The sequence below is a fragment of the Prevotella sp. 20925_1_30 genome (assembly GCF_041433025.1).
GTDB classification, from domain to species: domain Bacteria; phylum Bacteroidota; class Bacteroidia; order Bacteroidales; family Bacteroidaceae; genus Prevotella; species Prevotella vespertina.
In genome coordinates this window covers 12,815-27,535 of record NZ_JAPWAR010000007.1, presented here as the reverse complement: position 1 = coordinate 27,535, position 14,721 = coordinate 12,815, and the positions used below count along the sequence as shown (strand labels likewise).

General features: G+C 45.5%; 8 protein-coding genes. 6 read left to right on the top strand and 2 right to left on the bottom strand.

The genetic code is table 11. The features are described from left to right. Positions 1 to 26 precede the first annotated feature (26 nt). Complete coding sequence (locus tag O3603_RS04600; protein WP_371521031.1) at positions 27 to 1,583, top strand: DUF438 domain-containing protein; 1,557 nt, start codon at positions 27 to 29, stop codon at positions 1,581 to 1,583. A gap of 344 nt (positions 1,584 to 1,927) precedes the next feature. Here the strand turns inward: O3603_RS04600 and O3603_RS04595 are convergent, their stop codons facing one another. Continuing rightward, entirely contained in the window at positions 1,928 to 3,322 is a 1,395-nt protein-coding gene (locus tag O3603_RS04595; RefSeq protein ID WP_371521029.1) for a DKNYY domain-containing protein, read from the bottom strand. Between the two features lie 174 nt (positions 3,323 to 3,496). Here O3603_RS04595 and O3603_RS04590 point away from each other — a divergent pair, with 174 nt between their 5' ends. From O3603_RS04590 to O3603_RS04575, 4 genes are all read left to right on the top strand, one after another. Then, a complete protein-coding gene (locus O3603_RS04590; RefSeq protein ID WP_371521026.1) occupies positions 3,497 to 5,182 on the top strand; it encodes a beta-N-acetylhexosaminidase in 1,686 nt (561 codons plus the stop codon). 52 nt (positions 5,183 to 5,234) lie between these two features. Further along, positions 5,235 to 7,268: a reprolysin-like metallopeptidase gene (locus tag O3603_RS04585; protein ID WP_371521023.1), complete on the top strand. Its 2,034-nt coding sequence runs from the start codon at positions 5,235 to 5,237 to the stop codon at positions 7,266 to 7,268. Positions 7,269 to 7,394: 126 nt separating this feature from the next. Further along, a complete protein-coding gene (locus O3603_RS04580; RefSeq protein ID WP_371521021.1) occupies positions 7,395 to 8,696 on the top strand; it encodes an alpha-L-fucosidase in 1,302 nt (433 codons plus the stop codon). Positions 8,697 to 8,797: 101 nt separating this feature from the next. After that, a complete protein-coding gene (locus O3603_RS04575; protein WP_371521018.1) occupies positions 8,798 to 10,408 on the top strand; it encodes a beta-N-acetylhexosaminidase in 1,611 nt (536 codons plus the stop codon). A gap of 571 nt (positions 10,409 to 10,979) precedes the next feature. On the opposite strand, the gene O3603_RS04570 is transcribed toward O3603_RS04575, so the two are convergent. Beyond that, entirely contained in the window at positions 10,980 to 12,257 is a 1,278-nt protein-coding gene (locus O3603_RS04570; RefSeq protein ID WP_371521016.1) for a DUF3078 domain-containing protein, read from the bottom strand. Positions 12,258 to 12,591: 334 nt separating this feature from the next. On the opposite strand from O3603_RS04570, the gene O3603_RS04565 reads away from it, so the two are divergent. Next, the gene (locus O3603_RS04565; protein ID WP_371521014.1) at positions 12,592 to 14,442 is read left to right on the top strand and encodes a beta-galactosidase; all 1,851 of its coding nucleotides are present in this window, start codon (positions 12,592 to 12,594) and stop codon (positions 14,440 to 14,442) included. The last annotated feature ends 279 nt before the right edge of the window (positions 14,443 to 14,721 follow it).

Below are 14,721 nucleotides of genomic sequence, written 5' to 3'. Positions count from 1 at the left end.
AACGAATATTTAATCTGTAACAGACTATGGTTAATAAGATGAAAGACTATCTCCCAGAGATAGAAATGGATAAGATGAAGGCGCTTCTTGACGTTGAGGAGCGTTACGAAACAGGTAAGATAACACTCGAGGATGCACGTGAAATCATGCGAACAAAGGTGGGGAAGATTCGCCCCTATCACATTGCTTACATGGAGCAAACGCTTAAAGATGGTGCTGAAGACGAGTGTGTACGTGTGGATATGCGCAAGGTGAATGAGCTACTGGAGGGGTTCATGGACACGAGTCGACCAGAGTTACCAGCCGACCATCCGCTTACACATTATTATAAAGAGAATGATGAGATGCGCAAACTATTGCTTGCTGCAGAGGACCTAGTGCAATATCCCGTCATTAAAAACCAATGGCTCGAATTGTACGATCAGTTCCGTCAATATCCAAAGCACTACCATCGCAAGCAAAACCAGCTCTATCCGTTATTGGAAAAGAAAGGTTTTGATCGACCAACAACGACGATGTGGAACTTTGATGACATCGTTCGAGATGCTATCAAGAACTGTTATCAACTCTTGGAAGCTGGTGATGAGGATCAGTTCATAGCTGCACAAAAGGAGATGATAGAGCTTGCACGCGACCTTATGGATAAGGAGGAACGTATCCTCTATCCCACTTCCTTGGCATTAATCAGCCCTGCCGAATTTGAGGATATGAAGTCGGGTGATCAAGAGATAGGCTTTGCTTTCTTTGATGTTAAGCATGAAGAAACGCCAAAGACTGCCACAACATCCACCGCTGATGATAGCTCCTTTGCGGCTGACTTACAGGCACTTTTAAAGAAACATGGCTATTCCGTTGGAAAAGATCAGGAGTTAGATGTAACCACGGGAAAGCTCACCTTGGAACAAATCAACCTTATTTATAAGCACTTACCAGTAGACATCTCTTTCGTAGATGAGCATGAATTGGTGAAGTTCTATTCGGACACTGACCATCGAATATTCCCTCGTTCGAAGAATGTCATTGGTCGTGAAGTATCCAACTGTCACCCTCGTAAGAGCGTACATATCGTTAAGGAGATTGTTGAGAAGTTCCGTAATGGGGAGCAGGATAAGGCTGAATTTTGGATTAACAAGCCTGAGGTGTTCCTTTACATCGTCTATTTTGCGGTGCACGATGACGCTGGTAATTTCCGAGGTGTACTCGAAATGATGCAGGATTGCACACATATTCGTTCGCTGACAGGCTCTCAAACGCTATTAACATGGGCTAATCAGGAACCAAACTCTCCCACTGGTAACAATACAGGAAGCACCCCAGCTAATCCCGAAGAAGGCTCTGATTCAACTGAAGGGACGGCAAAGAAACCTATTGCCATCACACCCGAAACGCAGCTAAAAGACCTTTTTGCAGCTTATCCAACACTGAAAAAGGAACTTGCAGCACGTTACACACCTTTCAAAATGCTAAACTCTCCACTTGGAAAACTCATCCTCAAGAAGGCAACGATTGCTTCCGCTGGTGAGCGCTCGGGCTTAGGTGAGGAGAAACTCATCGCTATGATCAAGGAGATTATTGCGCAGTAGGAAGGGAAGAGAAGCCTAACTCTCAACCCTCTACAGCCTCACCCCCGTCCCCTCTCCGAATGGAGAGGGGCGTAATTACTACTATTAGCTTGTAAAGTAATGCTAAACAGGAATAGAGGTAATAATATTTTAGAATTAAAGAAACGCCCTTCTCGATTTGAAGAGGGCGTTTCCTTATGTCGAAAAAAGCCTCTCCTTGCATCAAAGAGACGCCCCCTTTGTATTAAGAGTGCCTTTTCCTAGCTAGCTCCCGTTAGGCTCTCCCCTCCCTTCGGAGGGGTTGGGGGAGGCTTTTCCATTCGGAGAGGGGACGGGGGTGAGGCTGTAGATGGACGGGGGTGAGGCTAGTTGTAGGCGTGGGTGGAGCCTCTATACTTACGTATCAAAGGCGTTGGGTGCCCCTCATAAAATCGGTGTTTATCGAAGGCGAAAGCCATCTGCTCTTGTGCATCCCACCCACAGATGAAGCTGTTGTAATCGGCATCCTTGAGCATTACTTCACGATAGTATATGTGCGTCGCATCCCTCCCGTAATCGTTATCTTTATTAATGTCATCACTCGAATCAATCGTTAATAACAACGATGGCAAGGGGCTGAATGTGGCTGGGTTAGCGCCCTTGACCAGCCTATTCTTCCAATAGACATGGCGCAAGTCCTTACTCCAATCGGTGTAATCAAGCGATTGCAAGTGCTTTAAGTCAGTACATGAAGGCATCTTCAGAAGCTCAGAGTTATAGACTGATTGCCCATAAGTATAATAGTTATCATTGATGTTTGACGGCGTTAATAGTCGATAATCTTTCAATTCGCGAGGCTGTCCATCGTAGTAAACGCACGTCTTATCCTGTCCCACATGCTTATTGTCTTTATAAGTAAAGAATGTGGCGGCATCGGCACCCTGCACCACTTTATCTTGAAAATACACCTGTTTATTGTCCTTGGCGTACAGTTCGTTCAAGCCTTTAAACGACTTCCAATCGCTGATCCGAAGCCTCTTTGCACCTTCTTCCTGCGCATTATCACCCAAGTAATAGGCGTATTTACAATCCAAATCCCAGTTCCCTTTGCCCATACGGAACGTTTTATAATCGGCGACATGATAGGGTTTTCCATAGATAAAACAGTCCTTCCCGTCGTAAGCCTTGCCGTTCTTTCCCACCTTAAAGGTCGTTGGATCAGCCCCTTTTAACACCTCCCCAAGATAGTAAACATGGTTTTTATCCACGCCATAATCGCCCTCGTTGGTCATAACCTGGAATGTCTTGGCATCCGCCCCCTTAACCTCTTGAAGCATATAATACACATGGTTTTCATCCATCGAGTAGCTTCCGCCGATTTCATCTCCAATCCGTTTATAAGTGAAGAAGTCTGCTCCTTTTGGCAACTCTTGCGCTAATGGACTCACAGCTAAGAGTATGCTGAGTGCCAGTAATATAATAGGTGCACCCGAGATGATATAAAACAACAATGCTTTCCCATGCTTCCTTGCCATCTTCTTAGCCATGAAGAGCAAGGGAATGATATATACAGGATAAAGCCAGATAACGAGTGTAACCACCCATCTGGATATATCAATAGCCAGTGGAACACTGCTTTGGTCATATAAAAAGACCGTCATCAAGGCAACTAAAGGCCATGCAAGAAGGAGTGAAAGGAGTAACATCGAAAAGAATATCTCACCGACTGTTACCTGTCCTCCCATGCGTCTCTTCATCCACGAACAACATTTATCTATCATTCCCATAACGTTTCCTTACATTTTAGTTAACTTGCTGCAAAGATACAAAAAAGGGGTGAAGAAGTGAACAAGTCAAAATAATTTGCTATCTTTGTGGGCGTGTTTATGGCACATGAAAACCTAATCTTTATGTAGACCAATATAACCAATACCTTATTATATAACTATATCCTCATGCAAAAGAACAGATTCTTTCTTTTACTGATAGCCGTTACTTTCAGTTGTGCCATGCGTGCGCAACAAGCCATCGGACTCATTCCTCAACCGCGCGAAATCGTTGCGACGGGTGGAACACTGCGTTTGCCTGCTTCGTTCTCGATAGGTGGTCGACAGCTTCCAGATACGATCTTGGCGGAAGCTAAGAACTTTGCTGCCCATTACCAGCAGGTAACTAACCGCCAACTCAAGGTTTCGAAGAATCTTAAGAACCCTTTTATCTATCTCATACGCACGACAACCGAGGGCGTAGAAGGCTATCAGCTCCATATCACGCAGCAGGATATTACGATTAAGGCAACGACCACAGCAGGATTTTTCTATGCCTTCCAAACTATTAAAAAGCTTCTGCCACCAGCCTTCGCAGCCCGTCAGAAGATGGAGAAGACAGCCCTCACTCTACCTTGCATGAGCATTACGGACAGTCCACGCTTCGCTTATCGTGGCTTCATGTTGGACGTGGCTCGCCACTTCTTCGGCGTTTCTGAGATTAAAAGACTGCTTGATCTCATGGCGAACTACAAGATGAATAACTTTCATTGGCACCTCACTGACGATCAAGGATGGCGTATCGAGATAAAGAAGTATCCGCGCTTAACCACCGTTGGAGCTACTGCCCCTGGTACGAAATACTCGGATGTGAAATTAGGAGAAGTGCGTAGTAACGAACCTTACGGACCCTTCTTTTACACACAAGAGGAGATTCGGGAGATCGTAGCTTATGCTCATCAGCGACATATCAACGTGATTCCTGAGATCGATATGCCCGGTCACTTCATGGCAGCAATGGCCGCTTACCCAGAGTATAGTTGCGACCCTGCAGGGCAGCATAGCGTTTGGACAGAGTGGGGAGTGTCTCATGATGTGTTGAATGTGGCTAATCCTGCAGCCGTGGACTTCGCTCGTGACATATTAAAAGAGGTGTGCGATCTCTTCCCCGGACGCATTGTTCACATCGGAGGAGACGAGTGTCCAGACGATGCCTGGCGGCAGAATGAGGAGTGCCAAAGCCTCTATAAGACAGAAGGACTCCATAACTACCGACAGTTGCAGAGCCGTTTTATCAAGCAGATGGCGGACTATCTCCATTCGAGAGGACGCACAACAGCGGTGTGGAACGAGGCTATTACGGCTGAAGGAACAGAGTTAGATCTGATCAAGGAAGCGAACGTGAAGGTCTATTGTTGGTACCCCGCAGCACAGTCGGCACGCATGGCAGCGGAGCAGAAACTCGATAATGTCGTGACCTTCTTCGGCCCTTATTATATCAACAGGAGGCAGAGTACGGCTGCAGATGAGCCTAACGCAGCAGGCAAAGGAGCGGATAGCTTGCGTGTTACCTATTGTGTTAAACCTGTTCCCGAAGGCCTACCAGCATCATTGCAAACCTATTATCAAGGTGTGCAAGCGACGTTTTGGACAGAGCATGTAAAGACAGTCTCTTACCTAGAATACCTCGCTTTGCCTCGCCTACTGGCTGTTGCTGAAGCAGGATGGACGCCCGAAAAGCTCAAAAACTACGATAGCTTCCGTGAAAGAGTGTCGAAGGATGCAGCCTACCTAAGCCTTGCTGGCTTCAATTTCTGTCGACGAGATCTATTGAAAAAGTATGTCGATAAGATACCTGTCAAGCCTTTGCAGTAATTAAACAGAGTTCTATTTATTTCTAAGAAACAACTATTTAAGACATTACAAGATGAGTCGAATCTTACCAACCATTACCCTCGTGGGTGCATTAATGGTGTTTCCAACATTGCAGTCAAAGCTCCATGCGCAGGTTGTCAACCATCCGTTAGAGTCGAAGGAGATGAAGTGTGGAGTGTTGGGTATCGATCCCCTACAAGAGAGAATACGCACACGAGGTAGTGAAGAAGAGGATACGAAGGTGACAGATGGTGTTTATCGTGTGATGAGACTGGCTGTCTTTATGAGTGCAAAGGAGTACAACTCCGAGAAATTCAACGGCAACTTCGATAAGATCAAAGCCTTTTGGACAGAGCTGGAAACCTATCTGAATAGTATCTATGTACGTGACTTTGGATTGCAATTCAAGGTTATCAAGGACGAACGATTGGTCGAAAAGACTTACAATCGGGACTATACTTATCAAGATGGAACCGCTCTCATCAATGCAGCTATTGGTATTGACAACTACGATATAGGTATTGTTCTCGATTACTCAGATAGTGGTGGAATGCAAGGACTTGCTTCCGTCGGGGGGATATGGAATGATACTTGGAAGGGAACAGGCATTGTCATCAATCAATCCATGCCCACCATCGCTCATGAACTGGGGCATTTATTGGGTTCAAACCACCCCTTTACACAGAGTCAAGGGATGCTCGGATATGGCACGGAACCTGGTTCTGGACAGTCAATCATTAGTTATGGATCATCATCGGAGCAGGACTTTGTATCATTGGAGTGCCTCAAGAAGATCCTTCATGAGACCCCGAAGGCTGATTACCGATTGGTGGAACGATTCCCAAATACGACTAATACAGCTCCACACATCGATCGCGAACGCATGAAGGACACCTATGTTGTACCAGAAGGAACGTTTTTCTCCATTCCTGTTTATGCAACGGATCAGGAGCAAAAAACGCTTCATTACACCTTTAATCAATATGGATGTACACCGCAGAAGCCCGCTCACTTCCCTGTTTATGCACCACAACAAAGCAATGTAATAGACTTTGGTGTGAGGTATAATGGCACTGGTGCGGAGGTGACCAATTCGAATAGTATCCCTGTAGGAGACTATCGTTTCTGGTTCAGTGTGAGTGATGCTCTCCCTGTAGAGGAGGCTATGCAGAAACATCAAGCACCCCTTTATGATAGTTACATAGCGAACATCAAGGTCGTAAGAGCTACGCCTTTTAAACTTACAACAACCATTGATAATCATTATGAGAAGGGTGATCTCCTGCATTTGACATGGACAGTTGACAAGTCATTCTTTCGATCAGGAAGTAAGGTGCGAGTGCTGATGTCGGATGATATGGGACATACCTTCCGCCACGTCTTGCTCCCTTCAACGGACAACGATGGCGCTTGCGATGTCTTTATTCCGCAACGATTGATGAAGAGAGTGCCCACTTATAGCTTCGTAATACCCGATACTGGAGAGAAAATAGACATCTACTTTGCTAGCGAGGGACTGCTCCGTATAGAGACAATAGGCGATGATATCCGTTATTACGACATATCGAATAACTCGAAAAAAGACGGTGGTATTGAGGTTACGAAGCCTGAAGTGGAGTTTAAAGGAGTACCAGAAGAAACCTATATGACCATTGGCAAAAACGATGAAATGCCTCCGAAACCGAATATCACAGCATCAGTACAGGGACAGATGGTACCTGTCACTTATACAGAAACCACTGACGATAACCTTACCACACGCACATGGACAGTGGAACGAGGCGGTAAGACGAGCGGTGTACAGCTTTTCATCGAACGTAAAAAGGATGATGTTGTAGGTAACATACCCAATGGTATCACCGCGACCAAGGTTTCGGATGCCATTAAAATCACTACATATAAAGGACAGATAACGCTCACAGGCACGAAGACTGGTACTCTTGTTGGTATTTATAACACGGCAGGTATGCTGGTTAAGAGTATGATGAGCAAGGGAGATAAGCTCTACTTCGACAACTTACCATCAGGTGTCTATATAATAAAGGTGGGCGAGGAAGAGCCTAGAAAGGTGCAGGTAATCCACTAAGGGTGGATTTTCTGCAATCGAAAAGAGGTTTAACCTGTATAAAGGACATATCTTCTTCCCTTTGAGTGCATACTTATCAAAGTTTTTAACTATCTTTGCAAACAACCTAAACAATTACCTATTAGAATGAAAAAGACTTTACTTTCAGTTGTAATCATGCTCCTTGCGCACACGAGTTGGGCACAAGAAGCCTATCATCCAACGCCTGAAAACATTCAAGCACGTCAACAATTTCAAGATGAGAAGTTCGGTGTCTTCCTGCATTGGGGGCTCTACTCGATGATGGGAGTGGGCGAGTGGGTGATGCACAACAAGGACATTAACTATCGAGAATACCCTAAGTTAGCTAAGACCTTCTACCCTTCTGAGTTCGACGCAGACGCTTGGGTGAAGGCTATCAAGGACGCTGGTGCGAAGTATATCACCATTACCACCCGTCATCACGATGGTTTCTCGCTCTTCAAGACAGCAACGAGTACCTATAACACTGTCGATGGAACGCCCTTCAAAAGGGATATTATTAAGGAACTGGCAGCGGCTTGTCAGCGACAAGGAATTAAGCTCCACCTCTATTACTCACACCTCGATTGGGGTAGGGAGGACTATCCACAAGGGCGCACCGGACTAGGTACTGGGCGTGACAAGAGCAAGGCAAACTGGGCAAGTTACTATCATTTCATGAATACACAACTAACTGAGTTGCTCACAAACTATGGTCCCGTCGGTGCGATATGGTTTGATGGTTGGTGGGATCATGATAGTGATTCAAAGCCTTTCGATTGGCAGTTACCAGAGCAATATGCCCTCATTCATAAGCTACAACCGCAATGCCTCATTGGTAATAACCACCATCAAACACCTAATGAAGGCGAAGACATCCAGATATTCGAGCGTGATTTACCAGGCGAGAATAAGGCTGGTTTGTCAGGACAAGACATCAGTCGGTTACCATTGGAGTCGTGTCAAACGATCAACGACCACTGGGGTTACAACATTACCGATACCCTTTACAAGTCGCCGAAGGAGTTGATTCAGATGCTCGTGAGGGCTGCTGGGAAGAATGCAAACCTCTTGCTCAACATCGGTCCAGAGCCTGGTGGTGCCCTGCCAGACCTTGCCTTGAATAGACTAAAGGCTATGGGGGAATGGTTGAAACAATATGGTGAGACCATCTATGGCACTCGTGGCGGTATAATTGCACCTCACGACTGGGGCGTAAGCACGCAGCGTGGCAACAAGTTATACGTCCACATCCTTGATTGCATGGACTCTAGTTTGTATCTCCCGACGGGCAATCGCAAGGTAAAGAGTGCTAAAGTCTTTGCCACGGGGAAGCCTGTTCGATTCACAAAGACGGGTGATGGCATTACAGTTAACATGGATGAGGCTCCGAAGGAGATTGACTATGTTCTCGAACTCACACTATAGACAATCTCACGGGACTATGAGTAATGGGCTTATCCAGTCCTATCTCTAACGAAGAAAACAATTTATTTATCAATACAAAACATTTAGAAACAACGAAGAAAATGAGAAAGATCCTACTTTCTGTGGCTCTTATGATGGCGTCAATAGCCCTACATGCCACAGATGCAGACTATCAGGTAGTACCTTTACCACAATCTATTGCGCTGCAGAAAGGCGAAGCCTTTGTACTTGATGGTACAACTTCTGTCCTCTCACTAAGCCCTGATGAGGCGATGCAACGCAATGTGCAATTTCTAAAACAATATATTCGTGAGAACACAGGAATCACCCCAGAAGGCACGAGCAAGAAGGGTTCTGTTATCATACTAAAGCTCAATAACAAGATAGAAAACGATGAGGGATATGTCATAACAGTAAAGACTAAGACCATTACCATCGAAGGGAAGACAGCCGCAGGAGTGTTCTATGGCATACAAACATTGCGTAAGTCATTGCCAGTAGAGCAGGCAAAGAACGTCAGCTTCCCTCTTGCTCAAATCATTGACCAGCCTCGTTTCAGCTATCGTGGTACGATGCTCGATTGTGCGAGACATTACTTTAAGATGGATTTCATCAAGGAATTCATTGATATGTTGGCACTTCATAACATCAACACATTCCATTGGCACCTCACAGAAGACCAAGGGTGGAGGGCACAGATAGACCGCTATCCGAAGTTAACTGAGGTCGGTTCGAAGCGTGCGCAGACGGTAATTGGACGCAACACAGGGCTTTATGACGATACTCCTTATGGTGGTTATTACACCAAGGACGATATGCGTGAGGTCGTAAAATACGCTGCCAAACGTCACATAACAGTGATTCCTGAGATTGATATGCCCGGTCACATGCTAGGCGCACTGGCTGCTTATCCAGAGCTTGGATGTACTGGTGGACCTTACAAAGTGGCTGAGTCTTGGGGCGTATTCCCCGACATTCTCTGTGCTGGAAACCCACAGACTTACGAGTTTGTTAATAATGTTCTCGATGAGATAGTAGACATATTTCCATCTAAATACATCCACATTGGAGGTGATGAATCGCCTCGTGACAGATGGAAGGAATGCTCTCGTTGCCAGGCAGAGATTAAGAAACTCGGATTGAAAGGATCGAATGGATTCTCTGCAGAAGCGCAATTACAATGTTACTTCATGAGCCAAGTTGCAAAGCACCTTGCCGCTAAGGGACGCTCGATTATAGGCTGGGATGAGATCCTCGAAGGCGATGTCGACAAGGGGACAACGGTCATGAGTTGGCGTGGAACAGACGGAGGTTTCGAAGCTGCTAAGCGTGGTTTGGATGTCATCATGTCGCCTACTACGTACTATTACATCGACTATTATCAGACGAAGGACAATAGACTCACGCTCATAGGAGGGTATCTCCCGACAGAGAAGACATATAGTTATAACCCTGTTCCTGATGATGCTACACCAGCGTTAAAGACGCATGTTAAGGGTGTACAAGCTAACCTTTGGACAGAGTATATAATGGGTCGTGACCTTGCTTTCTACCAACTCTTACCACGTGTGGCAGCCTTAGCTGAAACGGGATGGACCGATAATGCAAAGAAGAACTACGGCTCTTTTAAGGAGCGTGAAGCGAAGTTGAACATGCTTTACAAGCATTACGATTGGAAGGCATGTCAGGACATCTTCACTCCAGCAAAGTAATAGGACGGGAAGTGAATACTATTGTTTGCAAATAAAGAGGGCGTTTCTTCGATGTGAAGAAACGCCTTCTTCGATACAAAGGAACGCCCTTCTCCAATGGAGAAGAAGCCTCTCCCCCATCCAGCTACAGCCTCACCCCCATCCCCTCTCCGAATGGAGAGGGGCGTGAATACTATTGTTTGCAAATGAAGGGGGCGTCTCTTCGATGTAAGGAGAGGCTCTTTTCGACATAAGGAAACGCCCTTCTCCATTAGAGAAGGGCGTTTCGTTAATTCTAGAATATTATTACCTCTATTCCTGCTAACCATCCTCTTCCATCCTACTAGTAGTTTTCACTCCCCTCTCCATTCGGAGAGGGGTTGGGGGTGAGGCTTCTTCTCTGTTGGAGAAGGGCGTTTCTTCAATTCTAGAATATTATCACCTCTATTCCTGTTTAGCATTAACTTGCAAGCTAATAGCAGTATTCACGCCCCTCTCCATTCGGAGAGGGGATGGGGGTGAGGCTGTTTGTTGAATTAAAGATAGGCTTCTGGGGAATACATCCCCTCCTTCGGAGGGGCTTGGGGAGGCTTTAGAAGCTATACTGAAAACCGATAGAAGCAAACTCTTTCAGCTGCCAGAAAGCATAACGAGAGTCTCTACTCACACCGTCATCGAAGCGAGGATAGATGAACAACTGGCTTGAGATGAAGCGATTGAAGCGTAAGGTAAAGGTGTTCTCCCACTCCAGTTCGGCACGCTTATAGGTGGTGTAGCCATAAAGACGGGTCTTCCATGTGAGCATTTCCATAATCTTCCACTCCAAATCAACGGTGAATTCCGATCCATAGTCATGTAGGAAGTGATTGTTATCACCGATACCCAACCGCTTTGACAGGCTCCGGAAGCGGGTGTACTTCATGTTATATGCCAACGGAGCAAGGTGAATATTACCTTTTAATCGGTGTTCGAACCAATCGACGGAATAGTCCATACCGAGAGAGAGATTCAAGTTGAATGGTGCAAGGAAGTCGGCATATACCACAGGATCATTCGACTTATACGCACGTGAGAATTGTGTTTGTCCGATGAGCTGAAGGGTGTAGTACCATTGTTTTGTTGCCTGTAAGCCCAACTTCGAAGTAAGACGTATCAAGTCTTCCGTACTCTTAAAGCTATGTAACGAGTCCGACTTGCTACTCTGCATACCATATCTTAGCTCCAAACAGTTATCCCATTTCACCTTTTGTTTATTGTTATAATTAGCCTGCATAACCACTGATCCACGTGCAGCATAGTTGCTTTCGCCCCCTCGATACCAGTTTCCTGACACGTAGTTCTGCAAGAACTGCAAAGCATAGTCGCCTTTGTAAGTCCAGAAGTTAGGCTTTTTAACAAGTACTTCAACCGGTGCTTCGACAGGTTCAATAGGTGGTTCTTTCACCCTACTAACCATGTCCACCTCATGTTGAATAGGCTTTTCAATGTCATTGAGTGTCGTTTGTTGTTGCTGTACAGCCCGTTCCGTCGTACTCACTAAGTCGGGACGAAAGAGATAAAGGTGCATGAGATTAGCATTGAAATCACGCTCGGCATCGGCGTTAGCGAACAACTGCTGCGTCACATCCCGATAGAAGGTCAACGGGAAGAGAAGCCGCATATGGTTCGTATCTGATACTTTCACCGATGTTAGTTTTTGTTTCTTCGGCATGAAAAGACTATCTCGCAACATTTGCAAAGAGTCTGCATAGGATTGAGCAATGCTATTGGTTGGCTTGTTATCACCTACTGACAGGGACGTTGAATACGATTGCGCAGCAACCTCAAGACCCATTGCAAGGAGTATAGTTATTAAGAATTTACGTTTCATTTAATAGCTTGACAATATATAATAGATGTATTGTCTTGCAAAAATACATCATTCTTTTCAATTACATCTCGTTTACTAGAAAAAACTAAGGAAAGCCTCATCTCTATCGCAAATTATTGCTGACGAAAGACTTAAAAACCAATATCTTCATGATTTACTATCATCCTTTTATCGTACAAAAGACATACTTTTCAATCGTTTTATTTGCTACTCTCGTTCTTTTTTAAGAACTTTGTCCTTTGGAGTCTGAACCTATCTTTATCCATGAAGGAGCTTAAACGGACTTCTAAAAACCTATAGATAAATATTTAATCTAACCTATATAATTGATAGAATGAGGCAAATTAAACTCTTATTATTGGCAGTCTTACTGCTAGCAGCAGGTTCTGTTATGGCTGCAAAACAAACGAAACATACGTTCGCCATCGCTAATGGTAACTTTATCTACGATGGTAAGCCTACCCAAATACACTCGGGTGAAATGCACTATGCACGTGTTCCAGCTCCATACTGGCGTCATCGCATGAAGATGATGAAGGCTATGGGACTCAACGCAGTGGCTACTTACATCTTTTGGAACCATCACGAGACAAGTCCGGGGGTGTGGGATTGGTCCACAGGAACGCACAACTTACGTCAATTCATTAAGACTGCGGGCGAAGAGGGACTGATGGTTATCCTCCGACCAGGCCCTTACTGCTGTGCAGAATGGGAGTTCGGAGGTTATCCGTGGTGGCTTCCTAAGAACAAGGACTTGGTGATTCGCACCGATAATAAGCCTTTTCTAGACTCCTGCCGAGTGTACATCAATCAGTTAGCAAAGCAAGTGCTTGACCTTCAAGTGACGCAGGGTGGACCCGTGATAATGGTTCAAGCAGAGAATGAATTTGGTTCCTATGTGGCTCAACGCAAGGATATTCCACTCGAAACACACAAGAGGTACGCTGCACAAATACGTCAGCTGTTACTCAATGCGGGCTTTACTATACCCATGTTCACGTCTGATGGCAGTTGGCTCTTTAAGGGTGGAGCCATCGAAGGGGCTCTTCCAACAGCCAACGGAGAGGGTGATATTGATAAACTAAAGAAGGTTGTCAATGAGTATCATGGTGGTGTTGGACCTTACATGGTGGCTGAGTTCTATCCAGGATGGCTCAGTCACTGGGCGGAACCCTTCCCACGTGTATCGACAGAGAGCGTTGTTAAGCAGACAAAGAAGTATCTCGACAATGGTATCAGCTTTAATTATTACATGGTACATGGCGGTACTAACTTCGGATTTAGCGCTGGTGCGAACTATAGCAACGCAACGAATATACAGCCAGATATGACCAGTTACGATTATGATGCACCTATCAGCGAGGCGGGTTGGGCTACTCCTAAATACAACGCATTGCGTGACTTGATGATAAAGTCGGTCGATTATAAGGTGCCAGAAGTGCCTGAACGCATCCCAGTCATCGCTATTCCGAATATAACTTTGGGTAAATCGGTCGACGTAATGACGATGATTAACACGATGAAAGCCGTTGAGAGCGACCATCCTATGACTTTCGAGGAACTCAACCAAGGCTCTGGTTATGTGCTTTATCGCCGCCATTTCAACCAACCTATTAGTGGTCTCATGCGCATGAAAGGCTTGGCTGATTACGCCGTAGTCTATGTGAACGGTGAGAAGAAGGGCGAGTTAAACAAAGTATTCGATAAGGATAGCATGGAGATTGACATCCCCTTCAACAGCACCTTGGATATTCTTGTGGAGAACATGGGGCGCATTAACTACGGAGCACGTATCGTGGAAAGTGCGAAGGGAATCACTCGTCCTATCACAATAGACGATAACGAGATTACTGGCGAATGGCAGATGTACTCGCTGCCAATGGCTTCTATGCCTGATACCAACCGATTGCCAGCAGGCTACAAAGCAGGTATGCCCGTTCTTTATAGTGGTTCGTTCAGCCTCGACAAAGTAGGGGATACGTTCTTAGATATGGCACACTGGGGCAAAGGAATCGTCTTTGTCAATGGTATCAACTTAGGTCGTTACTGGAAGGTGGGACCCCAACAAACCCTTTACTTACCTGGTTGTTACCTCAACAAGGGCAAGAATGACATCGTAATCTTCGAACAACTCAACGATACGAAGCAGTCATCTCTATCGGGAGTTACTACTCCTGTGTTGTAGTAAAGAAGCCTAATCCCCGTCCATCTACAGCCTCACCCCCGTCCCCTCTCCGAATGGAGAGGGGCGTGAATACTATTGTTTGCAAATGAAGAGGGCGTTTCTTTGATGCAAGGAGAGGCTCTTTTCGACATAAGGAAACGCCCTTCTCCATTCGAGAAGGGCGTTTCCTTAATTCTAGAATATTATTATCTCTATTCCTGCTAACCATCCTCTCCCATCCTACTAGTAGTTTTCACTCCCCTCTCCATTCGGAGAGGGGTTGGGGGTGAGGCTTCTTCT